Origin of the sequence: uncultured Methanobrevibacter sp., assembly GCF_900316895.1 — an archaeon.
In the GTDB taxonomy this organism is placed as follows: Archaea; Methanobacteriota; Methanobacteria; order Methanobacteriales; family Methanobacteriaceae; genus Methanocatella.
On sequence record NZ_ONER01000027.1, the window covers coordinates 1 to 21,785 of the forward strand.

Annotated in this window: 30 protein-coding genes and 1 pseudogene; 10 read left to right on the plus strand and 21 right to left on the minus strand. The window is 34.7% G+C overall.

What is annotated here, in order from left to right:
• Positions 1 to 131: 131 nt before the first annotated feature.
• The 12 genes from QZN27_RS04540 to rnc form a co-directional block, all read right to left on the minus strand.
• The gene (locus QZN27_RS04540) at positions 132 to 1,577 is read right to left on the minus strand and encodes an asparagine synthetase B (protein ID WP_296784263.1); all 1,446 of its coding nucleotides are present in this window, start codon (positions 1,575 to 1,577) and stop codon (positions 132 to 134) included.
• Positions 1,578 to 1,639: 62 nt separating this feature from the next.
• Positions 1,640 to 1,915: a zinc ribbon domain-containing protein gene (locus QZN27_RS04545; protein WP_296784266.1), complete on the minus strand. Its 276-nt coding sequence runs from the start codon at positions 1,913 to 1,915 to the stop codon at positions 1,640 to 1,642.
• Positions 1,916 to 1,985: 70 nt separating this feature from the next.
• A complete protein-coding gene (locus QZN27_RS04550) occupies positions 1,986 to 2,711 on the minus strand; it encodes an ABC transporter permease (RefSeq protein ID WP_296784268.1) in 726 nt (241 codons plus the stop codon).
• A 9-nt stretch (positions 2,712 to 2,720) separates the two neighbouring features.
• Complete coding sequence (locus tag QZN27_RS04555; protein WP_296784271.1) at positions 2,721 to 3,638, minus strand: ABC transporter ATP-binding protein; 918 nt, start codon at positions 3,636 to 3,638, stop codon at positions 2,721 to 2,723.
• Between the two features lie 63 nt (positions 3,639 to 3,701).
• Positions 3,702 to 4,538, minus strand: a complete 837-nt coding sequence (locus QZN27_RS04560; RefSeq protein WP_296784275.1) for a DUF4013 domain-containing protein — start codon at positions 4,536 to 4,538, stop codon at positions 3,702 to 3,704.
• Between the two features lie 10 nt (positions 4,539 to 4,548).
• Entirely contained in the window at positions 4,549 to 5,280 is a 732-nt protein-coding gene (locus QZN27_RS04565) for a DUF4013 domain-containing protein (RefSeq protein WP_296784278.1), read from the minus strand.
• 10 nt (positions 5,281 to 5,290) lie between these two features.
• The gene (locus QZN27_RS04570) at positions 5,291 to 5,527 is read right to left on the minus strand and encodes a helix-turn-helix transcriptional regulator (RefSeq protein WP_296784281.1); all 237 of its coding nucleotides are present in this window, start codon (positions 5,525 to 5,527) and stop codon (positions 5,291 to 5,293) included.
• Positions 5,528 to 5,945: 418 nt separating this feature from the next.
• A complete protein-coding gene (locus QZN27_RS04575; protein ID WP_296784284.1) occupies positions 5,946 to 6,428 on the minus strand; it encodes a phosphatase PAP2 family protein in 483 nt (160 codons plus the stop codon).
• Between the two features lie 104 nt (positions 6,429 to 6,532).
• Positions 6,533 to 6,847 carry an AzlD domain-containing protein gene (locus tag QZN27_RS04580; protein ID WP_296784285.1) on the minus strand — a complete coding sequence of 105 codons (315 nt, stop codon included), beginning with the start codon at positions 6,845 to 6,847 and terminating at the stop codon, positions 6,533 to 6,535.
• Entirely contained in the window at positions 6,847 to 7,542 is a 696-nt protein-coding gene (locus QZN27_RS04585) for an AzlC family ABC transporter permease (protein WP_366208982.1), read from the minus strand. The genes QZN27_RS04580 and QZN27_RS04585 overlap by 1 nt, the downstream gene beginning before the upstream one ends.
• Positions 7,543 to 7,574: 32 nt before the next feature.
• Positions 7,575 to 9,041 carry a homoserine O-acetyltransferase gene (locus QZN27_RS04590; protein ID WP_296784287.1) on the minus strand — a complete coding sequence of 489 codons (1,467 nt, stop codon included), beginning with the start codon at positions 9,039 to 9,041 and terminating at the stop codon, positions 7,575 to 7,577.
• Positions 9,042 to 9,713, minus strand: coding sequence for a ribonuclease III (rnc, locus tag QZN27_RS04595; protein WP_296784290.1), 672 nt, complete (start codon positions 9,711 to 9,713; stop codon positions 9,042 to 9,044).
• Between the two features lie 159 nt (positions 9,714 to 9,872).
• On the opposite strand from rnc, the gene QZN27_RS04600 reads away from it, so the two are divergent.
• Positions 9,873 to 10,208: a hypothetical protein gene (locus QZN27_RS04600; RefSeq protein ID WP_296784295.1), complete on the plus strand. Its 336-nt coding sequence runs from the start codon at positions 9,873 to 9,875 to the stop codon at positions 10,206 to 10,208.
• A gap of 27 nt (positions 10,209 to 10,235) precedes the next feature.
• Here QZN27_RS04600 and QZN27_RS04605 read toward each other — a convergent pair whose 3' ends face one another.
• From QZN27_RS04605 to QZN27_RS04615, 3 genes are all read right to left on the minus strand, one after another.
• Complete coding sequence (locus QZN27_RS04605) at positions 10,236 to 10,646, minus strand: hypothetical protein (RefSeq protein ID WP_296784298.1); 411 nt, start codon at positions 10,644 to 10,646, stop codon at positions 10,236 to 10,238.
• A gap of 158 nt (positions 10,647 to 10,804) precedes the next feature.
• Positions 10,805 to 10,993 carry a 50S ribosomal protein L37e gene (locus tag QZN27_RS04610; RefSeq protein WP_296784301.1) on the minus strand — a complete coding sequence of 63 codons (189 nt, stop codon included), beginning with the start codon at positions 10,991 to 10,993 and terminating at the stop codon, positions 10,805 to 10,807.
• Between the two features lie 57 nt (positions 10,994 to 11,050).
• A complete protein-coding gene (locus tag QZN27_RS04615; RefSeq protein ID WP_292884787.1) occupies positions 11,051 to 11,281 on the minus strand; it encodes an LSm family protein in 231 nt (76 codons plus the stop codon).
• A gap of 291 nt (positions 11,282 to 11,572) precedes the next feature.
• Here QZN27_RS04615 and QZN27_RS04620 point away from each other — a divergent pair, with 291 nt between their 5' ends.
• From QZN27_RS04620 to arfB, 3 genes are read left to right on the plus strand one after another with little or no spacing between them, the layout of a single operon-like run.
• Positions 11,573 to 12,064, plus strand: coding sequence for a type II toxin-antitoxin system antitoxin SocA domain-containing protein (locus QZN27_RS04620; protein WP_296784304.1), 492 nt, complete (start codon positions 11,573 to 11,575; stop codon positions 12,062 to 12,064).
• A gap of 53 nt (positions 12,065 to 12,117) precedes the next feature.
• On the plus strand, positions 12,118 to 12,600 hold the full coding sequence (locus QZN27_RS04625; RefSeq protein ID WP_296784308.1) for an RNA-binding protein: 483 nt from the start codon (positions 12,118 to 12,120) through the stop codon (positions 12,598 to 12,600).
• 9 nt (positions 12,601 to 12,609) lie between these two features.
• Positions 12,610 to 13,302, plus strand: a complete 693-nt coding sequence (gene arfB / locus QZN27_RS04630) for a 2-amino-5-formylamino-6-ribosylaminopyrimidin-4(3H)-one 5'-monophosphate deformylase (protein ID WP_296784310.1) — start codon at positions 12,610 to 12,612, stop codon at positions 13,300 to 13,302.
• Between the two features lie 16 nt (positions 13,303 to 13,318).
• Here the strand turns inward: arfB and QZN27_RS04635 are convergent, their stop codons facing one another.
• Positions 13,319 to 13,747, minus strand: coding sequence for a hypothetical protein (locus QZN27_RS04635; protein ID WP_296784312.1), 429 nt, complete (start codon positions 13,745 to 13,747; stop codon positions 13,319 to 13,321).
• A 68-nt stretch (positions 13,748 to 13,815) separates the two neighbouring features.
• Here QZN27_RS04635 and QZN27_RS04640 point away from each other — a divergent pair, with 68 nt between their 5' ends.
• Entirely contained in the window at positions 13,816 to 14,415 is a 600-nt protein-coding gene (locus QZN27_RS04640) for a YigZ family protein (protein ID WP_296784314.1), read from the plus strand.
• An 11-nt stretch (positions 14,416 to 14,426) separates the two neighbouring features.
• Here QZN27_RS04640 and QZN27_RS04645 read toward each other — a convergent pair whose 3' ends face one another.
• From QZN27_RS04645 to QZN27_RS04665, 5 genes are all read right to left on the minus strand, one after another.
• On the minus strand, positions 14,427 to 14,537 hold the full coding sequence (locus QZN27_RS04645; RefSeq protein ID WP_287412285.1) for a rubredoxin-like domain-containing protein: 111 nt from the start codon (positions 14,535 to 14,537) through the stop codon (positions 14,427 to 14,429).
• A gap of 11 nt (positions 14,538 to 14,548) precedes the next feature.
• Positions 14,549 to 14,668, minus strand: coding sequence for a rubredoxin-like domain-containing protein (locus QZN27_RS04650; protein WP_296784317.1), 120 nt, complete (start codon positions 14,666 to 14,668; stop codon positions 14,549 to 14,551).
• A 60-nt stretch (positions 14,669 to 14,728) separates the two neighbouring features.
• Positions 14,729 to 14,890 (minus strand): rubredoxin, encoded by a 162-nt coding sequence (locus QZN27_RS04655; RefSeq protein ID WP_296784318.1) that lies wholly within the window; start codon positions 14,888 to 14,890, stop codon positions 14,729 to 14,731.
• Between the two features lie 18 nt (positions 14,891 to 14,908).
• Complete coding sequence (locus QZN27_RS04660) at positions 14,909 to 15,496, minus strand: acyltransferase (RefSeq protein WP_296784336.1); 588 nt, start codon at positions 15,494 to 15,496, stop codon at positions 14,909 to 14,911.
• Positions 15,497 to 15,911: 415 nt separating this feature from the next.
• Positions 15,912 to 16,772, minus strand: a complete 861-nt coding sequence (locus QZN27_RS04665) for a DUF1002 domain-containing protein (RefSeq protein ID WP_296784321.1) — start codon at positions 16,770 to 16,772, stop codon at positions 15,912 to 15,914.
• A gap of 359 nt (positions 16,773 to 17,131) precedes the next feature.
• On the opposite strand from QZN27_RS04665, the gene QZN27_RS04670 reads away from it, so the two are divergent.
• From QZN27_RS04670 to QZN27_RS04690, 5 genes and pseudogenes are all read left to right on the plus strand, one after another.
• Positions 17,132 to 17,590, plus strand: a complete 459-nt coding sequence (locus tag QZN27_RS04670; protein ID WP_296784323.1) for a hypothetical protein — start codon at positions 17,132 to 17,134, stop codon at positions 17,588 to 17,590.
• Between the two features lie 103 nt (positions 17,591 to 17,693).
• Entirely contained in the window at positions 17,694 to 19,184 is a 1,491-nt protein-coding gene (locus QZN27_RS04675; RefSeq protein ID WP_296784326.1) for a sodium-dependent transporter, read from the plus strand.
• Between the two features lie 633 nt (positions 19,185 to 19,817).
• Positions 19,818 to 20,552, plus strand: a pseudogene (locus tag QZN27_RS04680) (ABC transporter permease); the annotation flags it as partial.
• Between the two features lie 33 nt (positions 20,553 to 20,585).
• Positions 20,586 to 21,344: an ABC transporter ATP-binding protein gene (locus QZN27_RS04685; protein WP_296784339.1), complete on the plus strand. Its 759-nt coding sequence runs from the start codon at positions 20,586 to 20,588 to the stop codon at positions 21,342 to 21,344.
• A gap of 60 nt (positions 21,345 to 21,404) precedes the next feature.
• Positions 21,405 to 21,785 (plus strand): ABC transporter transmembrane domain-containing protein (locus QZN27_RS04690; RefSeq protein WP_296784330.1); only part of this gene is annotated, 381 nt, incomplete at its 3' end.

Below are 21,785 nucleotides of genomic sequence, written 5' to 3' on the forward strand. Positions count from 1 at the left end.
TAAAACACAATAAAATTAATTAAAAAAGACAGTACACCCCATAGTGCAATTCATCCACAACTTGCAGAAGTTGTGGTATTCTTGCATTTTAAAGATAAAATAATAATTTAAAAAAAATAAGTTAAAAGATATTATAAATATTGAGAAATGTCAGTGCCCTTAATAATCTTCTTCCTCAATATCTTGTCGATTCCTGTTCCATATTGGGCCGCCTTTTTAGGCCTGTAGGCTATCTCATAGTCAAGACCCTCTTCAAAGGCCAATTTTCTCAGGATGCTTTTCCTCATATCGTCATGCATAGAAACTATCTTTTTGTTATCAGGAATGTTTAAAACCAATTCCACCAGGTTCTTATCCAAGAATGGCAGTCTCAATTCAACGGCGTTAAGCATTGAGCATGCATCATCCCTTTCAAGATTAACGTGATACATGTTTGACATATCCACCCTCAAATCATAGTTGAGTGTTCCGTCAACAAAACTTTGCAGATAGCGTTTGTATCCTCCAAACAGCTCATCGGCACCCTGACCGGAAAATGCCACCTTCAAACCGTCTTCAGCAACCATCTTTGTTGCAAGATAAGTTGTAAGACCAACACCCACTTTCATCAGGTTATCATCACCAATTGCTCTGACAACTTCAGGCAAAGCTTCGCGAAGCATGTCCTCGGTTACTTCACAGATTTTCAATTCAAGATTTAGGAATTTTGATGCATAGATTGCGGCTTCAACATCCTTTGAGCCTTCAGCACCAACTGCATAAAGAGTGATCTTCAGGGGAATGTTTTCGGAAATCTCCTTTAAAAGCAGTGCAATATATGAACTGTCAAGACCTCCCGAAAATATTACGCCGACCTCGCTTAATCCATCGATTCTTTTGGAAACGCTTAACTTTAACATCTTGTCTATTTTAGCTACATCACCTTCAAAGACCTTTTCATATATCGGCTGTGCCGGAGCTATATCATTCCAGTTAAATAGGATATGTTCAGGCTTTAAGGTTTCAATTTCATCAAATCCAACTTCTTTTAAAGATTGTTTTGAGGATGCAAATCCCTTCAAATCATCATTTTGTGCATAGAACAGCGGCTTCACTCCAAGAGGATCACGTGCAAGAGCCAGGTTTTCACCATCCCAGACTGCAAATGCATAATCGCCATCGGCCAATCTGGTTGCCATCTGGATGGCCTTTATGAGGTCATCCTTATTGTAGCAGTCAATCAGATAAAGCAGCGCTTCGGCATCGGACAATATCTCCTTTTGAACACCCACCCTTGAAAGCAGGTTGGTTATTGTCTTGAAATTGTAGATTTCACCATTGAAAACCAATGTAAGATTGCCATTGCTTACCGGCTGCGGTTCAGATACCCTATCGTTCAAATCATAAATTGAAAGCAAGTTATGGCCAAAAGCTATTGAATACTCATTATCATCACTGAATTCATCCAAATCGATATCAGTATAAATCTTATCCAAAAAAAGACCTGATGAGTCAGGGCCTCTGTTTTTTGAGGTTTTCAACATCTTAACAATATCATCCGCTTTTACGTTACCTTGAAGGCCTACTATTGAACACATGATATAATGTTATGAAATTAATAATACTTAAAATTTAAAAAAAGAAAATAACATGAGCCAATCTAATCATTAGCCCATCTTTTTAATTTAGGAAATACATCTTTCATCATTGCGCTTGCCTGCTCTTTGTCAAATTCAGGGTGAACTTCAACCATCTTATCAATGCAGAAATTCATCATTTCATCCATTGACATGTCTGATGTGAATTCTCCATCCTTAAAGCAGTATATGCAGTAGTCTTCATTTTTGCTGCCATCTGCATTGGTTCCAAAGAGTTCATCATCTGCCATAGGCATTGCACAGGATTGACAAAATTTTTGATTTTCAAATTCGTTCATAGTATCACATCCTATCTATTATTTTAACTTTTTAATATTTAAAACATTTGAGAGCATTTGATAAGTAATGTTAAAGTGTAACATCCGTTTTTGTAAAGTAGATATATGAGATAACTAATCCAATCACAAAAGTTGCCAAGATAACACCATAAGATACAGTTATACTTGTACCATATTTAACAATTTCACCAGAGGAAATCAAATATGGGCATACCCAGGGAACATAGGGCGCCCAAGTCTGTCCGTAAATCAAAATGTTCACCAATGCCAAGCCTGCCCCTCCAACCATTGCTGGAACCATATTTGTAATCACCAATGACAGGAAAACAAATGGAGAAAATGTTAAGAACAGCAGCACGTTTGCAAAGAGAAGCTGGGTAAAACTGTCAATGAATAATTTTAAGCTAAATCCATCAAGGCCGGCAATAAAACCAAAGACAAGTGTTGATAAACTTGTAACAACAGTTAAAATCAAAATCCAAACTAAAAACATGACATATTTGCTTAACAAGAAATTTCCTCGGGATACTGGAATGGTCAACATGGTTTTAAGAGTATGCTCATTGTATTCCCTTCCAAACAGGTAGGAAATCATTATTGCAAAAAGCAGAACTCCAAATAATGCTGACATATACATATTTACATTATTGAACAGCAATTCAAAAGTATGGCCTTCACCAAATGCAACAACTGCGATAAACATTAGAAATGGAGGTAAAACGGCCCCCATTAAACTCAATAGAAAGATATTTGATCTTTTAAGCTTTAAAAATTCCATCTCTATAAATGTTAACATCCAATCACCTCAATTATTGGAAACAAATCTTGTAAAGAACTCTTCCAAGTTTTCCTCACACAAATTCACTTTCTTAACATCAATTCCTGCCTTAACAAACAATGCATTAAATTTGTCCCTCATGCCCAGATGAGAATAGAGACGGATTGTATCGTTGTCAAATGTATAGTCCTCACTTTCCTTAAGACCCAATTCCTTAAAGATATTGAGCGCAAGATTAATGTCGGATACTTCAAATTCAACAAACTTGTTTAACCTGTCATGCAACTCATCTCGGGAGATTTCATCGATTAAAACACCGTTGTCCATAAAACCGATGACATCAGCAAGATTTTCAATTTCGCTCAAAATATGTGATGAAATGAGAATTGTTATTCCAAACTCATGGGACAATCTTTTAAGCAATGTTCTGATTTCCTTTATTCCAAAAGGATCAAGACCGTTAATCGGTTCGTCCAAAATCAATAATTCAGGATTATGCAAAATAGCGGCCGCTATTCCCAAGCGTTGCTTCATGCCCAATGAGAAATCCTTGAATCTTTTTGATTTCGAATCTGCCAAATTAACCATTTCAAGAACTAATCTAATTTTTTGAGGATCATAATCTCCTCTTATTCTTCCAATGATTTTCAAGTTTTCGTATGCTGTCAGATTCTCGTAAAATCCTGGAGTTTCAATGATTGAACCTATTTTTGAATAGATTTCATTTGAATGTCTTTTAGCGTCTTTTCCAAAAAGAAATATTTCTCCGGCGCTTGGATATGTGAGGTTCAGTAGCATACACATTGTTGTGGTTTTTCCGGCCCCGTTTTTTCCCAAAAGACCATATATTTTTCCTTTTTCAACATGCATATTAACTGAATTCACAACCTTCTTTCTGGAATATGTTTTTGACAGATTGTTTGTTTCGATAACGTAGTCTACCATGTTAAAAACTCCCTTTAAAATCACTTAAAAAAAAAGAAAATGGAATGTTTAAAAGCATTCCAACTATTTTATTGATTCCCTATATATCAATCCGCAAACCCTATTGAAGAATACGCTGCAATAGGAGGTTACGAATAATGCTTCAATTATGGATATGACTGTTGATATGACTATTGCCTGATTGTTAACAGTTGCCGCAAATATTACAGTCAAAAAGCTCATGACAATTCCAATAGTCATGTTAATAATCATAAACACGATTACTGTGAAGATGACTGTTCCAATATATTTGCCCCAACCGAGATTTGAAATATTTCCAATTATTTCACTAAAGTCAAATGCCTTTTTAATGCTGTCATGTGCAACCATATTGTTCAATGCCATAATCAGGATGAAATAAGAAACCACCATCAATAAAACTGAAATTATCATTATGACTGGCCATAATGATGAGTTGTTTGTTACCAGTATTGCTAAAAATGCCACAATCATTGAAGGAATAGCGTATACAATGCTTACAAGGAAATACTTTACTCCCTTGATAAACATGCCCACGATGTCTCCAAATCCTGGAAGGTCATCTTTCCTGTTTATTGAAAAGCTAATCACCTTATACTGGTATCCCATTATGAACAATGATACGAGGAATCCCACTATTAATATCGCAATAGCCAAATAGATATCCGCATTAGGCAACTGTGAATAGCTTAAAGTTGATGCAGTAGCATTGGTTTTTTCTAAAGTGTCTACAATCATTCTGGTTACATCAACAGTTTTAAGGGTAAAACACATTGAAATCAAATCAAAGATAACAAATAGTATTCCCAATCCTAAAAGTTTTTTGATGTCATTGAAAGGATATTTCAATCCTTCAACGACGCAGTCAGTAATGCTTGCCATATAATCACCTTTATATCTGCATTGTGTATAACAATCCGATTGATCTTGAATTGAATATGCTTAAGTACGGTCCGACAAGGAACATTGTAATTAGTGAGTTTATTATTCCGCCTAAAATGAATATTGCACTTGGGTTAATACCTAAAACAGCAGTGGAGATACCAAATACTGTAAATATTATTCCAATGATTATTGAAACTACAGAGAAAATAACTAAAGTTATGACTATTAATCCCAATAATGTTGCAATGCATTCAAACCATCCGATTTCATCTATGACCTCTTTTATCTCACTTATAGCAAATGCTTTTGAGAATGCTCCATCATTATATGCCATATGACATATTCCCATTTGAATCATCAGCTCTGCAACGACAAAAGCGACAAATGTCATTATACATCCGATAATCATTATTGCGGATGCTGCAACACCATTTGCCTGTCCTGCAACAACGGCAAAGACAAAAAAGATAATAATCGGCAGGAGCAGATACAAAATCTGAACAATCACAACCTTTACACCATCAACAAACATGCTTATCAAATCTTCAAAGTCAGGCAATGGGTCCCTACCGTTGATAACCCCATGTACCGCAGTGTTAATAACTCTATAATTATAACCAGTAATCAGAAATGCTGGAAGTAATAATAAAGTGAATAAACAAATAACTCCTAATATCACTAAAGTTTTCCAGTCCTTAGCGGAATATTCCAGTGAATCTTTGTATATATCTAAAATCATTTTTTATCACCTAATAGTAGTCATCATCAAAGATAAATATTTCTTCCATGACAAAGTATTTTTCTCGATCTCCTTTAAACATTATTTTATTAAAAACCTGGGTTATTTCATAAGCTAAAAATAAAGATGGATTATACCTCCCATTTTCAAGCGCATTAATGGTTTGTCGGGTAACTCCAACTTTATCACCCAATTCTTTTTGGCTCATCTTGAGCTCCTGTCTTAAATATTTAATCATGGTTCTCATAGTAATCCACAAATTAATTTTTTGCAAAAAGTATTTAAGTACTTCAGTAATTATGTTAAAAACTAATTACTTATGTTAATCTTACATTACATAGTATATAAATTTAACGGTTTTTATAAAAATCAATATAATCCAATGAAAAAATAAAATATAAACTAAAAATCTATTAAATCTTATAAAAAAGAGTTTTAATATAAATTTAATAATTAAAATAAATATTTATTCTAAAATTAATATTTAAGAAAAAATAAATTAATTTTTTTAAAAAAACTAAAAACGAAAGATTTATATATGAGGTAATGCATCTTTAACATATGTAACATATCTATAACAGATTTTGTTGCAAAAAATGGTTCCAAGCAGAAATCAAACTTATATAATTATCAACCCATTTTCCTAAAAATAAAACTGCTTGGACCTAAACTCTCACTCGTGTTTTAAACCTGTTGACAATCCATGCACCTAAAATACCGATTACCGCACCTGCCAGGACATCGCCAGGGTAGTGCACACCAACATACATTCTGGAAAATGGAATGGTAACCGCAAATAGGATTAAGGCAGCATCAATTATTTTATAATGTTTTTTAGCCAATTCTTTCATGTTCAACACAAAAAATGTTACGAATGACACTGTTGAAGAGGTATGGCCTGACGGGAATGAAAGAGGATCATTTTCCGTAATCAGCAAATGTACATTATCCAAGGTCAAAAAAGGTCTTGGTTCCCTAATCAGATGCTTTAAGATAGCTACAACAATATCTGAACATAAGAATGCAACCAATGTCAAAATACCAATTCTCTTAAGAGTTTTCTTATCTTTCAGATGTGCATATAATATAATAGCAATCAACACGACCACTAATACCTTAAATCCCCCAAAATGAGTTACTACAGGCATTATAGCATCAAAAATCGGATTTTGAAAATTATGATTGAAAAAATAAAATAAATCTACATTAACATTAGCAAACATTATAAATCTCCTTTTTATCCTATAATCAATTAAAAGAACGGTACGATTGAATAGACTGCAATTAAAATAACCACAGTCAATATTACAATAGCTCCAAGGGGAACCTTCTTCCAGGCAAGTCCCGCTGCAACAATAGCTCCTATCAGACCTATATACCATAACTGATTGTCAACTGTCAGAACTCCCGGACATATAAGTGCTGCAAGAGCAGTGTAAGGAATTAGATTCAGGAATTTCTCCACCTTAGGAGGAAAATCCAACTTATCAATGAACAATGCAGGAATCAGCCTTGGAATGAATGTTACAACTGCACAGCCTAAAATAACCACAGCCATATAATCCATCAGACATCACCTGAAATCAAGTATTCATCATCAACTATATACATTCCAATTGCAGCTCCAACCAAAGTGGAAACTATTAAAGACCAATTGCCCAAAAACTGACTTAAGACAATGTTTAAAACTGCAGTTATCAATACCAGAAGCGCAATCTGTTTGGATTCCTTTACAGCAGGTGTTAAAATAGCTACAAACAATGCATACAATGAAATGTTGAAACTGTTTGTGACAATTACCGGAAGCAGGTCCAAAAGGACAACTCCTATTCCCGCTCCCAAACACCAGCTCAGCCATGCAGTTATCGCAATTCCAAGATATGTCCATATGCTTGAATCTTCACTTAATGAAAACATTGCAAATGATTCATCAACAGTCACATGGGCGGCCAATATGTTTAAAGGAGTGTTGGAATCCTCAATCTGGTTCAGGACACAAGTTGACATCACAAAATACCTTAAGTTAACTACAAAATTAGTCAATATGATTGCCATTGCAGTTGCGCCGCTCAAAACCATGGATGCCGCAATAATCTGGCCTGCTCCCGCATATACAAGAAAAGACATTGAAATGGTCTCAAGAGGAGTCATTCCTGCCTTTATAGCAATTGCAGCATATCCAATACCCATTGGAACATATCCAAATGTAATCGGAATACCCTTTTTGGCACCATCAATAAATTTAGCAGTCCTTGAAATAATATCTCCCCAAAAAAAATTAAAAAAAGTGTAATTTAACTAAGTAAATTACTGATTTGATCAGTTGTAATCAAACCTAAAACGACCATGTCCTCATCAACAACAGGAAGACAGGATATGTCAAATTTGCGCATATGACGAGCAATCTCCTCTATTGTATCTCCGGCATTACAATACTTGACTGTTGTTGTCATGATATCAGTCAGATGATTTGAATTGGTAGCGATGGATTTAGATAAGTCCCAGCTTGTTACAATTCCAATCAGTTTGTTTTCATCAGTGACAACCGGAATATGTGTCACATGCTTATCCAACATCAATTTGGCCGCTTCAACAACATCAGCATCCGCCTTAATTGTCGCTATGTTTTCCATCATCAAGTCTTCGACAACACTTTCTGAAAGGAAATTTGAAAAAAGATAATTTAGCTGTCCTCTTTCAAGTAAAAATGCATCATGTCCATAGTTGGATTTTATTTCTGAGAATGAAACATCTACATTATTGGCATTGAGGGCAGTTACAATATCAGTACTTTGTTCAGTAGGATATAACCAGTCGGAATCAACAGAAAGTACTTGAACTTTCGCTTCAACATCCTTGAACCCATCAATCAGTGAATCGTTTACTGACAAGTCAAACAAATCAACGGCTTTTGTAATATACAGGTAACTGTTTGCATCAAAACGTTTGACAAAAGTTTCTCCCTGATGCTTCAGGTAGCTTTCAACCTGAAAATCAACTGAAAAGTCGTAACTGATTTCATCCTTATCCTGAAGGCCACGTCCGAATTTAATGTCCATGGATTCATCACTCAAATAGGTAATGTGAGCAATCATACGGGCCAATGACAATCCATTCCTTGGAATTACACCGGATTCATAGTAATTTCCGCCTTTCCAATGCGGATCGGAAAATATTGATTGGCGACCAACTGCATTAAATGCGATTTGCTGTGGAGAAGACATTGCGGCTGTTGCTATAGGAATTGCCTTTTTCATCATTGTAGGATATGAAACCATCCATTCAAGAACTTGCATTCCCCCCATTGAACCTCCAATAATGGCGGCCAACTGATGGATACCAAATGACTCAACAAGTTTCTTTTGAACCTTAACCATATCGCCAATGGTAATTACAGGAAAATCCAAACCGTATTCCTTGCCTGTCTTTGGATTTATTGAGCTTGGACCGGTTGTTCCTTTACATCCTCCTAAAACATTAGAACAGATTATGAAATATTTTTCAGTATCCAGGGCTTTACCAGGACCAATTACGATTTCCCACCAACCAGCCTTTTTATCTCCTTCATGCCATCCTGCAGCATGTGCATCACCGGTTAATGCATGGCAAATTAAAATAGCATTGGATTTTTCTTTGTTGAGTTCGCCATAGGTTTCATAGGCCACAGTAACTTTGTCTAGAACGTCACCGCTATCTAGGTCAATCGGTTCTTCAATGTGGAAATATTTTGTCTCAACAATACCTACAGATTCTTTATTCATCTAATTTCTCCCTAGCCTCAATTTACGCATTGCGCCTTTTGCAGCTGACTGTTCAGCTTCTTTTTTATTTTTACCTCTTCCAACACCCATTTCCTGACCGTCAATCAGACAAGACATAATAAATGTTTTATCATGAGGTACGCCATATTCCTTTAATATCTGATATTCGATGGAGACTTCGTTAGCATCACCATATTCTTTCATTGCTGATTTGTAGTCTTCAAAGAACACACGTTCCTGGTCAATATATTTGAAAATCCAATGGGAAATGAATTCCTTTGCAAATTCAATGCCCTGATCTATAAATATTGCTCCCAAAAATGATTCGAAAATATCCGCAGTTATGGATATTACCTCATTTTTTGTCAGATTGGATTCTTCAGCAGCAACCCGAAGATAATCCTTCAACTTTAACTTTTGAGAGTAATAAATCAATGCATTCTGACAAACATAGTTTGACCTTTTTTTAGTCAATTCTCCTTCCTCATAATGAGGATATTTTTTATATAAGTATTCAGATACAATCAAACTCAAAACGGAATCTCCTAAAAACTCCAATCTTTCATAATTGTAATCCAAATCATGAATAGTTGCATATGAAGCATGTGTGAATGCAACTTCATACAAATGTTCATTATCAGTTTCAATATTAAATTTCTCAAATAAATTCATTTAAAGCCCAGACTTGATATTTAATAACAATATTAATTATATAAGTGAACTTATATATAAGTATATATAACTATAGTTATAAATATTACTTTTCAAATGCTCTCGCACTTTTCATTTATATAAAAAATGCCAAATTACAATTAAAAAGGATTTGGTATAATGATAATTAATTGGCAAGAAGAAATAACAAGAATCGATCCGGATATAAAATTCAGAGCACAAGGCGGATGGTTAAAAACCGTGGAACAATTAGATAAAAGCGTTAAAAACGGTTATTCATTAGTTGGAGACTTTGTACAAGCAGGAAATTTTGAAGAAGAATACAGTGAAGGAATCTACCTTGACTGCAACAAAGAGGGCAGCGCTAAAAAACCGCAAATGGACTACAGGCTATTCCGCTTTAAAGATGGTAAAGTAAGATTACTGGATATGGTAATCGATGGAAAACAAGGATGGGCAGTAGACCTATGGGATGCTCTAGACGGAGAACTATAGAAGTTCTCCCCCCATTCAAATTTTAACCTAATCAATGTGGCAGAATTCGCAACAGGCACATGTCGGTGCGAAATATGAATCTTCAGGTTCAACAATTGCCTTTTGAGCAAACAATGTAATATTGAATTTTGGTTCATATTCCTGACTAACTTCCTTAGTCATTGGGGACAAACCTCTGTAGTAAACCGGCCTATAGCCTGTTTGTGAAATATCAAAATAGAATTTTTCACCAGTTGTGAATTTATTGAAGTATTCCTCAAGTGCCAATGCGTGTTTTGGAGTAATTGAAAAAGTAAAACCCATAGTACCATCACTCCTCTGTTTAATTCCCGCATTAGAAATATCCACAGCTAAAATATCATCATTACCTCTTACAAAAACAACACAGTTTTCTAAATCCACATCATATTTAAGAGCAATATCATTTAAATCAGTCATTTGATGACCTCCTAGAAATCATTTTCTCATACTTGGAACTAAATTAATTAAAAATAGTTAATAAAGTTATCTAAAAAAAGTTCTATTGAATTTAATCATCAATTAAAAAAAGTATTTTGAAGAAGATTATTAAAATAATCTTCAAAAGTTCAACCAACCTATACTAATCTTTGTCTAGTAGTTGGTTTTTTATTTTGCCAGCTGTATCTCCTTAATTTGCTGGATCTTCCAAATCCACAAGAAGCACAGACTTTTTTACGTACGTGGTAAGTGTTTTTACCACATCTTCTACATCTGATATGGGTCTTTTTATTCTTTTTACCCATTGATGGAGTTCCCTTTGACATTGATACACCTCCTTAAGCTATCGTAAAAATATAATCTAGAAAAGTATTTAATAATACTTATGGTGAAATATAAACAATATTGTCTCCTCTAATGAGCACAACACCGAGTTTTCTTGTTACTTCTCCGTCTTGTAACTCTTCTGCATCATTAAGAACTAAATTCATGTGTAAATCAAAGCTCTTAAGTATACCTCTAAATTCACGATCTCCTTTGAGTTTTAATAAAACAGGAGCATCCACAGATTTTCCTAATGCGTCAAGTGGTCTTTGAACATTTTGTCCGCTCATTATATCACCTTATATTATTACAAATTTTAGTTTTTTAATATGAATTGAGTAAATAATACTCATTATTAGACATAATATAATCAAGTTAAGATAAGACAAAACCTAATTAAAACTAATACTATTAAATATAGCTAACCTACTATATAAAGGTTACCTTAATTTAGGCAAAAAATAAGAAAAAACTATCCTTGATATTAATATTAACTAAGATTACTTTTCAAATGCTCTCACACTTTACTTAAATCTAATCTCATACAAAAATATTTCCACCCAACCATCACCGTGATACCAATGAGATTCAATCGCGAAAAATATATCGACCTGATACTGTACATATTATCCCAATGCCATCAAAAGCCAAATTTTGGAAAGACTGTACTCTGCAGCATACTGTATTTCATTGATTTCAACTATTATGAGCTTTATGGCGAACTTCTGACAAATGAAACATATATAAAATCAAAAAGAGGAATAAGGCCAGCACATTTCAGGGAAATCAGCGAAGAGCTGATATCAAAAAATTACCTATATTTTAGAAAAGAACCCTATTATAACAGAACGATCTACAGATATTATCTAATCACAATACCCAACCTCAAATTCAGCCAGAATGAACTTGAGATAATCAATAATGCAATCAGCAAATTAAGTAATGAGAATGCAACCACAATAACAAAATATGCAAAAAAAGATTCTCCGATAAGCGTTGCAGAGTTTGGCGAACCAATAGATTTCAGATATGTCTTTTCAAGAGGCGACGAATATTCCTTAATTAACAAATAAGTTTATTAATTTTAAATACAAAATATTATTCAATAAAATAATATTGGGATATCATGGTAATTAAAGTCAAAAAAAGAAATTTCTTGAAAAAAAAGAAAATTAAAGAGATAAAAGCAGAATTGGGAGAATATGGAGATTTACTTCAAGGAAAAAAGAATGTTGAAATACTTGAAGCGGAACCTAATTCATTTATTCTAGTAGATGGAGAGCCTTACATTATAATTATTGATGATAAACCATTCCCAACACTTAAGGCAGCACTTGCCAACCAAATTGATGCAAAAACCGTTACCGTAGACATGGGAGCCATCAGATTTGTAAGCAATGGTGCAGATATCATGAGCCCAGGAATTGTTGACACTTCCGAAGGCGTTGAACCTGGAGACATTGTTCTAATCATTGATGAAACCCACGGAAAACCATTGGCCATGGGAGTTAGCCTAATCAGCGGTGAAGAAATGGTTGCAAATGATTCAGGAAAAGCCGTTGAAACCAAACATTACGTCGGCGATGACATCTGGAACTTTGAAATATAAGGTGATGAGATGGCAGAGCTAAGATACAGAGCAGGAAATATCAGAGACCCTGGAGTTCACAAAATCGGAATAATCGCATTAGGATCCCATCTGGAAAATCATGGTCCTGCATTACCAATAGACACTGATGCTAAAATTGGAGCCCACATCGCTTTTCAGTCATCACTTTTAACCGGAGCCAAATTTTTAGGAATAATATTTCCAGCATATGAATTAGACACAATTGACCACGGAGTCCATGTTTCCCTTGATGAATTGAAAGAAAATGTCATCAATACATTAAACCAAGCCAAAAAATTCTTAGATATTGAGAAAGTGGTCATTGTTAATGCACACGGAGGAAACATCCCTCTGGTGGCCGAACTATGGGATATTGAAGACAAAACTGGTCTTTCCATTACCTTCAACAACAAGGTAATCTCATCAGAAGGCCCTCATGGAGGCAGCGGCGAACTGTCAATGGCAAAGGTTTTGGGTATCGTTAATGAGGATGAACTTGAAAATCAGGCCAATGTTAATGAATATGAAGAAGTGGGCCTGCATGGATTCAAACAGGCACGTCGAGATGATCCCAACATTGAAGAGGGTGCACTAGACGTTGAAGAAAACGGCGTTTACATCGATGAGGAATACGGCCACAGACTATTCAATCTGGCAATCAATGCAGTAATCTTTGACGTTGAAAAACTCTTGGATTTCTAAAAAAAAAGAAAGATAATTATCCAGTTGTAGTTTCAACATTACTTGAACCACTGCTGGAAGAAGAATCATCTGTTGTAGTTTCAACGTCACTTGAACTACTGCTAGAAGAAGTGTCAGATGAAGTTGAACTATGGGTAGAACTAGAATCAGAACTACTTTGATGTGAATTTGAATTACTTGACGAATCATCAGTAGTTGTTTCAACTTGAGAATCATCACTGGATGATTGGTCTTCGGAATAATCATTGTAATCATGATAATTATAACTGTTATCTACTGAATTATCATCAGTGAGCGCTGAAAGATTATCCAATACTCCTCCAGATTCACTTTGATTAGGTAAAATTGAAATTGGACCAGTCATAGATGCAAATACACTTGCAAGACAAAATGCAAGAACAGCAACGATAAAAATTACTAAAACTGTAGCAGATCTACTTGACACAATTATCACCTTTCATTAAATTAATTAAATTTAATATGTTTGATGAGATATATAAATATATTGATACTATGAAAACTATTAAAGAACCGGTCCAAAGCGAAATTAACATTAAAAAATCTCAATTCATATGTGGACTTTACCCAACCAAAAACAAGAAAGAATCAAAGGAGATCATTCAAAGATTAAACCAGAAGTACAGTGATGCAACTCACAATTGTACCGCTTACATTGTTGGTGATGGTGAAGGATTTGATGATGATGGAGAGCCTGGCGGAACCGCAGGAAAGCCAATGATTAATGTTTTAAGAAAAAATGAGCTTCATAATGTAACTGCAGTTGTTACAAGATATTTTGGCGGAATAAAGCTTGGTGCTGGAGGACTTGTTCGAGCATATTCCAAATCAGTAATGGAAGCTGTTGGCCAAGCGGACATTGTTGAAATTGAGGAATATGATGTTTATGAAATTATTTTTGAATATTCAGACATTAAAATAGCTGACACCGAAGTCAGAAACAATTCCCTTGAAGCAATTGACAAAGAGTATTCAGATAAAGTGCATTATCATGTCGTGTCAAAAGACAATCGGGACATAGAAAAAATATTTGGAAAATACTCTGGTAAAATAATAGTTAATTTTAAAAATAAGCAGTTTTTAGAAAAAATTTAAAAAATGAAGAACTATTGTTCTTCAAAATTTGCTGCAGGCACACCACATACTGGGCATACATAATCTTCTGGTAATTCGTCTTCTTCTAAAACGAAACCACAAACTTTACATACGTAAGCCATGTTAAACAAACCTATTCGATTTTTTCAAACATGTCAGCAGTTGCGCCACACATAGGACATTTAAAGTCTTCTGGAAGTTCATCATACTCGTCGGTTACAAAACCGCATAATTTACATTTAAACTTTGCCATGATTAACAATCTCCTTTAATTTGTTATTACTAATATTATTTATTTTTGTAATATATAAAATTAATCAATTTTTTCAAACATTGACTTTGCCATTCTGCATTTAGGACATTTAAATGAACTTGGCAAATCATCAAATTTGGTTCCGGAAGGAATGTTTAAACCTTCTTCAATGTCATCCTCATCAAAAATATATCCACAAATCTTACATTTATATTTAGACATAATTAATCTCCATTAAAATTAAAATCTATTAGGAACTTTCAAATGATCTGGAAGCGGTTTGATACGTGCAGGTGTTCCAATAGCCAAATAGAATGGTGGAACAGAATGTATGACAATAGCTCCCGCAGCTACAATGGAACCTTCACCAATTTCAACATTGGACAGGAATGTTGTATTACCTCCAATTGAAGCTCCACGTCTGATTTTAGGTCCTTGAAGTTCATAATTGATTCTTACAGGATACTTATCATTGGTAAAACAAGCACAAGGTCCGATAAACACATTATCTTCAATTACAGAATTGGTTGGAATGTAGACATTAGACTGAATGCTGACATCATTTCCAATGATGACGTCCCCTTCAATAACGGTATTGGTTCCAATCAACACATCATCACCTATATTGGTATTTTCACGAATGACCACATTGTGTCCTGTTCTGAAATTATCACCGATGACCACATCATTGTAGATGATTGAATTTGAACGGATTGTGTAGTTATTACCAATAACAGGCGGTCTTGAATTTGGAGAATATTCAACACCAAATTGAATGTTTTGGTCAGCAGGGAAGGTCAATTCTGGTTTAGAATAATCTGGTTGGATAGATTCTCTTTCAATTTGGGGCTGTTCATGAAGTACATTAATCGGTTCATAGGCTTCAGGTTCAACATAGTTTTCATCCCTATAAACTGATCTTTTTACCTGTTTTGGTCTAGGAAACTGACTGTAAACAATATCATCGATTGTTCTTGAATCAGCAGTGCGTCCTTCATAATACTGTCGTTCCCCCTGTCGAGCATAATATTTTTTTTGATTTCTTGATGGTGCATCATCAAGAGTTTGTGAAAACCTAACCATATTATCAAACCTTCATATAATTAAATTAAATTTGTTAGTGACTTTATTTATGTTGTTCATTAGTATATATATTAAGCGGTTGATTTTTAAATAATTAAGAAAAACTCAAGTTTTTTGAATCATCTTCAAAATAGCACTAAAAAAAAATAGTTAATGGGATTTAACTCCCATTAGTTAATGATTTAATCCAGTCAAATAATGCATCAAGGGAAAAACCACCGGTTGAATTTCCATCATTCAAAAGACCGCTGACTTGGTCTTTATAGTAGTTTACATCACCTTGAACATTCTGCACTTGTTCAATAGTGTCCGCTAAGTTTTCAATATCAGAATTTGTAATGTTTATATTGTTGTTCTGGACGTAATTGTTAATGATATTTACAATTGTATTGTGGTCTGTCACATTATCGCCTGATACCTCCTGTTTTACATCATCAACCAATTTTGATAATTTTTCTGCATCGATACCAGAGTTTTCCACGATTTCAGCTTGAGTGTAAATCTCATCATTTGCTGCTTCTTTTACAGTTTCTGGAATTTTAACATCAGTAGCTTCTTCATAAGCATTCATTATTCCTGCAAGAGCAGATTCACCGGTAGCTTCCATTGGACTTGTTACATAAACATGCCCACTGGTGATACCAGCAGATTTCAATGCGGAAATGTACATGTTACCTGTAATTGTGGTAATTTTTGACTTGTCCACACTTACCTCCAGATTATCATTGTCATTCAGATCAAGGAATGCAGAGGAAAATATTTGATCTGAGGAGTAAGATTTGCCTGTAATACCACTTGATACTTGATTAACTTGATCAGCAGTGATTACTTTTGAGTCCACATTTTTCAAATCAACATTTGCTTGATTTACAAAGAATGCATCAACAACTGATTTATAACCATTGTTTGCATAAGTACTTTCACCATATGTTATTACAAGATTGGAATCGGTTGCAAATCCAGTTGGGATTAACAGACCCAATAGGATTAAAGCTAATATTGGTATAGTAATTCTTTTCATTATTTTCACCTCACTGAATTCCTATCATAAGTTAGCCTTATTTAATGAATTTTAATTATAAAAAAATATGTAAAAAATAAACAATAGAATAATTAGATATTCTAAAAATTATTCAATGTTTTAATTTTTTAAAATAATGGCAAATCATTGTTAAGTGAAACTGTGAACAATCAAATAGTAGCGATGAAAAGTGAATTGATTTTAAGAAACCCTGTGCTAATGAAAGTATGAATCAGCATAATTACATATAGGAATCCTCATCTGTCTGATTAATCACTCCCTGTTGGTTTGTAAGAAAAACCAAAACATATTTAAACTTCAGATTCATTAATTAAAAGAAGAAAAAAAGGAGGTGAAAAATGAAACTTTGGAACCCTGCAGCATTTTTCATAAGCCTGATAATGAGTATGGTAATGGCAGTAATATTTGGAATGTTTGTTCCATCACTCATGGGCCTTCAAGGACTTGAACCTGATTTGTGCCTGTATATGTGGCCATTGAGATGGGTGACAGCATACCTGCTAATCAACATCATCATCTATCCGATAGGCTTTGGATTGGCCGAAAAGGTATTCAATTTCAATCCTGACAGGGATGGAATGGGTCTTTGGAATCCTGCAGCATTTTTCATAAGCTTTATGATGAGCTTTATAATGGCAGCAATTTTCGGTTTGCCGATGGGTCTGCCTGTGGATTTGCTGTTCTATTTGTGGCCATTGAGATGGGTAACTGCATATCTATTAATAAACATTATCGTTTATCCAATAGGATTTTGGCTTGCCAAGAAAGTCTTTGGATTCGACCCCATGGCAAATTAACATACGATTGAACTCAAATATCAAAATCAATGACCCCCCCCATACAAATCAATATATATTTCTAACAATATAATATAATCAATGAAAAAATTGGTGGTATTAAATGGCAAATGAAAATAAATGGGGAAGCAATATTGCATTTGTTCTTGCAATGATAGGATCTGCTGTCGGATTGGGAAACATTTGGAGATATCCGTATGTTCTTTACTCAAATGGAGGCGGAACATTTTACATTCCCTATCTGGTTGCCATCATAACATTAGCCATTCCACTTTTAATTTTAGAGTATGGAGTCGGTTATAACTACCAATCCTCATTTACAAAAGCCATTATCAAGCTCAAACCTAAATTGGAAATTTACGGCTGGCTTTTGCCGGTTGGCATATTTCTAATGACCATCTACTATTCCACAATCATCGGATGGGACGGAATATATCTGTTCCTGAGCTTTTTCAAGGGATGGGGAACAGACCCGAATACCTATTTAAATGTTAATCTGCTTCAGGCAACCAATTCATTAAGCGGCCTTTCCAACTTCATCCCATTCATTGCCGTTTTCATGCTTATCGGATGGTTTTTCATTTGGATCATATCCCGCAGGAACCTTGATGAAGGTTTGGGAAAAGTCTGCAAAATATTTGTACCCTTATTATTTGTAGTGATGATTGTTATCGTCATATTTTCTTTGACCCTGCCAGGAGCATATATTGGTCTTGCAGAGCTGTTCAATCCTAACTGGTCACTTCTATGGAATTTCAACATATGGATGGCGGCATTTGGACAAATCTTCTTTTCATTGAGTCTTGGAATGGGTGCAGGATTCACCTATGCAAGCTATACTGAAGACAACGTTGATTTGGTTTCATCAGGATTATATGTCATCATTGCGAATTGCGCTTTCGAAAACTTCTCAGCATTGGGAGTCTTCTCAATATTGGGATACATGTCCCTTCAATCAGGAATTCCAGTTTCTGAAATCGTTTCACAGGGAACAACCCTTATTTTCGTGGCATATCCTCAAGTATTCAACATTTTGGGAACAATTGGTTTTATTTTAGGCCCAATGTTTTTCTTTACAGTTTACATTGCCGGAATTACCAGCATGCTTTCCTCATTTGAAGTGCTTTCAATTTCCATTCAAAACAAATTTAACCTTACAAGACGCAAAGCCACAAAAATACTATGTTTGATTGGAGCTTTAGCCTCTATGATTTATGCCACCTCAGCGGGAGGATACATACTTGGAATTGTGGACGTGTTCATAAATAATATTCTCATCATATTTTCAGTATTTGTAGAGTGCATCCTATTTGCTTGGGTATTCAAAGCTGAAAAATTAATTGACTTTATGAACAAAAGAAGCAAAGTGTTCAAGCTCGGAAAATGGTGGCTATGGCATGTCAAATATCTCATTCCATTCCTATTGGTTATAATCTGGTTTGGAGGACTTAAAGAACTGCTTGCCCTTAAAACCACAGAATCCATGATAGTTGTAACTGTGCTCGTGGCATTATTGATAATCTTCTCAGTGATATTCACAAGACTTCCAGCCAAATCTGAAGAGTGGTTTAAAACTGAAGAAAGAATCAAATAGAGGACATGATAACCTTATAACCCAAAAAAAAGAAAAAAAGAAAAAATTGAATTAAATCATACCGGTTAAAAACAAGGTAATGTTTGCAATTGTTGCAGATCCAAGATATGTTCCGGAAATAACAATCAATGCAACAATGATTCCTTTCCAACCGAAACTGTTGTATCCATCTACTCTAAAGTCATTTACGTTTGCAGCACAAGCACTTCCAATTAAAAGTGTTGTTACTATTAATGCGAAAAAATATTTTTTTAAAGTTCATTGTTGTCACCCCATAGATAATTATTGGAAATCATAAGAAGCAAATTTATTTTTTAAAAATTGCTTCTGAAAGACAATTAATTATATTAAAAACGAAGTATATAAAGATTTTCGAATGTAAGCACTCATTTGCATCGTTTTATACTAATTAAAACCATTAAAATTAATTATATAAAAAAATAAACTCATTTTGCGAATCTTACCTTCCTAACGGAATTTAATTGAATTTATTTTGAAAACTATAATTATAATAATAAATTCGAATAAATATATTTAAGACAATTATGAAGAAACTGTTAAAACCGATGAAAAACAAAATACCTCAGATAGTTTTTATTTTCATCTTCCTACTTATACAGGTCCCAATACACAGCGGAGATTGTTAATGTCGGCATTCAAAATACCAATTTCCAGTTTATCATAGATACCGGAATTATGATGCTTTTGATGGTGGCGATTTCTGCCCTTGCAACTGTCGGGGTGTCCTATTTTTCAAGCAGAGTGGCTTCAGGCTATGCAAAGGATTTGAGGAAAATCATTTACGAAAAGGTTTTGAAATTCTCAAATCATGAGCTGAATGAGATTTCACGTTCTTCATTAATTACAAGGTCCACCAATGACGTAAACCAGCTTCAAAGTGTTTTGGGAATGATATTCATGACACTTATCTTTGCACCATTGCTTGGAATCGGAAGCATAATCAAGGTTTTTGAACTTCAGACAGACCTGTCATGGATTATATTGGTGAATTTCATTGCAGTGGCACTGCTTTTAATAATCGTTACAGTGAAAGTACTTCCTTACTTCAAGATTACACAGGAAATAATCGACAGAATAAACAAGACCACAAGGGAAATTCTGATTGGAATACCCGTCATTAAAGCATTCGTAAGGCAGGATTTCGAAGCGGACAAATTCCAAAAGGTCAACCAGGAATTTTACGATGTCAATATCTACGTGTTCAAAATCCTATTAATAATGATTCCTTTAATGACACTGATTATGAATCTGATGGTTGTTTTAATACTCTATTATGGAGCATATGATGCATTGAACGGAGGAGTGCTGACAGGAGACATAATCGCATTCATCCAATATTCAACACAGATTGTAACCTCATTTTTAATGATTGGTGCCTTCATGATAATCCTGCCAAGAATCCTTGTTTCAGGAAGGCGTATAAGCGAAGTCCTGAACACTGAAATCACAATCACCGATGGAGGTTTAGATGAAATATCCTCCAATCCTACAATCGAGTTCAGAAATGTTTCATACAGATATCCCGGAAGCGAAAAGGAAACATTAAAGGACATTAATTTTACTTTAAAGCCTGGAAAGACCACTGCAATAATTGGAGGAACAGGCAGCGGAAAATCCACAATCCTCAATTTGATCCCCCGTCTTCAGGATCCAAGCTCCGGTGAAATCCTAATTGACGGCAAAAATATTAAAAATTTCAATTTGAAAGCTTTGAGGGACAAGATTTCATTTACTCCTCAAAAGGCGATTCTATTCCAGGGTGATGTGAAATCCAATATGAAAATCGGTAAAAGCGATGCAAGCGATGAGGATATTGAAAAGGCGCTTGAACTTGCACAGGTCGATTTTGTTGAGGATTTAAATGAAGAAGTTACTCAGGGCGGCTCAAACTTTTCAGGAGGGCAAAAACAACGTTTATCAATAGCCAGAGCAATTATAGACTCTCATGATTTTTATTTGTTTGATGATTGCTTTTCAGCACTGGACATGAATACCGAGCGCAGGATAAAAGAGAACCTGAAAAATCTAAAGGATTCATCAATATTAATCGTGTCCCAAAGGATTTCAACAATCATGGATGCCGATGAGATACTTGTAATAGACAATGGAGAGATTGTCGACAGGGGAAAAACTGATTGAAAGCTGTGAAATCTACAGAGAAATCGTCAATATACAGATTGACAGTATGGAGGCGTTATCATGAGTCCAAGACCACTTAAAAGAAAACCTCCGGAAAAACCTGTAGACAACAAAAAAGCAATTAAAAACATTTTAGGTCTTCTGAAAGATCATAAGATTAGATTAATACTGACTGTAGTATGTGCAGTCATTTCCACCGTGTTTACGACCATTGCCCCATTGCTTATAGGCAGGGCAACAACAACAATATTCGACGGAATAAACAATATTATCCACCATACAGGCTCAATCGATTTCGATACGCTGTTCCATCTTTTGACAGTTGTGGTTATCCTATACGTTATCAGCTCAGTTTTCTCTTATCTGCAGAGCTTCCTTCTGGTGAAGGTATCCACCAAAATCAGCTATGACTTAAGGGAAAGGATGATAGATAAGATTCTT

Coding starts and splice junctions, on each gene's coding strand:
- QZN27_RS04575 (WP_296784284.1), bottom strand. CDS start 6,428: ATGCCTGTAGTAACTCATTTTGGGGGATTTAAGGTATTAGTGGTCGTG.
- QZN27_RS04570 (WP_296784281.1), bottom strand. CDS start 5,527: ATGAGAACCATGATTAAATATTTAAGACAGGAGCTCAAGATGAGCCAA.
- QZN27_RS04560 (WP_296784275.1), bottom strand. CDS start 4,538: ATGGCAAGCATTACTGACTGCGTCGTTGAAGGATTGAAATATCCTTTC.
- QZN27_RS04655 (WP_296784318.1), bottom strand. CDS start 14,890: ATGTCTAAATATAAATGTAAGATTTGTGGATATATTTTTGATGAGGAT.
- QZN27_RS04610 (WP_296784301.1), bottom strand. CDS start 10,993: ATGTCAAAGGGAACTCCATCAATGGGTAAAAAGAATAAAAAGACCCAT.
- QZN27_RS04555 (WP_296784271.1), bottom strand. CDS start 3,638: ATGGTAGACTACGTTATCGAAACAAACAATCTGTCAAAAACATATTCC.
- QZN27_RS04580 (WP_296784285.1), bottom strand. CDS start 6,847: ATGGATTATATGGCTGTGGTTATTTTAGGCTGTGCAGTTGTAACATTC.
- QZN27_RS04615 (WP_292884787.1), bottom strand. CDS start 11,281: ATGAGCGGACAAAATGTTCAAAGACCACTTGACGCATTAGGAAAATCT.
- QZN27_RS04650 (WP_296784317.1), bottom strand. CDS start 14,668: ATGGCAAAGTTTAAATGTAAATTATGCGGTTTTGTAACCGACGAGTAT.
- QZN27_RS04675 (WP_296784326.1), top strand. CDS start 17,694: ATGGCAAATGAAAATAAATGGGGAAGCAATATTGCATTTGTTCTTGCA.
- QZN27_RS04640 (WP_296784314.1), top strand. CDS start 13,816: ATGAAAACTATTAAAGAACCGGTCCAAAGCGAAATTAACATTAAAAAA.
- QZN27_RS04565 (WP_296784278.1), bottom strand. CDS start 5,280: ATGATTTTAGATATATACAAAGATTCACTGGAATATTCCGCTAAGGAC.
- arfB (WP_296784310.1), top strand. CDS start 12,610: ATGGCAGAGCTAAGATACAGAGCAGGAAATATCAGAGACCCTGGAGTT.
- QZN27_RS04645 (WP_287412285.1), bottom strand. CDS start 14,537: ATGGCTTACGTATGTAAAGTTTGTGGTTTCGTTTTAGAAGAAGACGAA.
- rnc (WP_296784290.1), bottom strand. CDS start 9,713: ATGAATTTATTTGAGAAATTTAATATTGAAACTGATAATGAACATTTG.
- QZN27_RS04605 (WP_296784298.1), bottom strand. CDS start 10,646: ATGACTGATTTAAATGATATTGCTCTTAAATATGATGTGGATTTAGAA.
- QZN27_RS04545 (WP_296784266.1), bottom strand. CDS start 1,915: ATGAACGAATTTGAAAATCAAAAATTTTGTCAATCCTGTGCAATGCCT.
- QZN27_RS04600 (WP_296784295.1), top strand. CDS start 9,873: ATGATAATTAATTGGCAAGAAGAAATAACAAGAATCGATCCGGATATA.
- QZN27_RS04620 (WP_296784304.1), top strand. CDS start 11,573: ATGAGATTCAATCGCGAAAAATATATCGACCTGATACTGTACATATTA.
- QZN27_RS04665 (WP_296784321.1), bottom strand. CDS start 16,772: ATGAAAAGAATTACTATACCAATATTAGCTTTAATCCTATTGGGTCTG.
- QZN27_RS04550 (WP_296784268.1), bottom strand. CDS start 2,711: ATGTTAACATTTATAGAGATGGAATTTTTAAAGCTTAAAAGATCAAAT.
- QZN27_RS04625 (WP_296784308.1), top strand. CDS start 12,118: ATGGTAATTAAAGTCAAAAAAAGAAATTTCTTGAAAAAAAAGAAAATT.
- QZN27_RS04590 (WP_296784287.1), bottom strand. CDS start 9,041: ATGAATAAAGAATCTGTAGGTATTGTTGAGACAAAATATTTCCACATT.
- QZN27_RS04540 (WP_296784263.1), bottom strand. CDS start 1,577: ATGTGTTCAATAGTAGGCCTTCAAGGTAACGTAAAAGCGGATGATATT.
- QZN27_RS04685 (WP_296784339.1), top strand. CDS start 20,586: ATGATAATCCTGCCAAGAATCCTTGTTTCAGGAAGGCGTATAAGCGAA.
- QZN27_RS04670 (WP_296784323.1), top strand. CDS start 17,132: ATGAAACTTTGGAACCCTGCAGCATTTTTCATAAGCCTGATAATGAGT.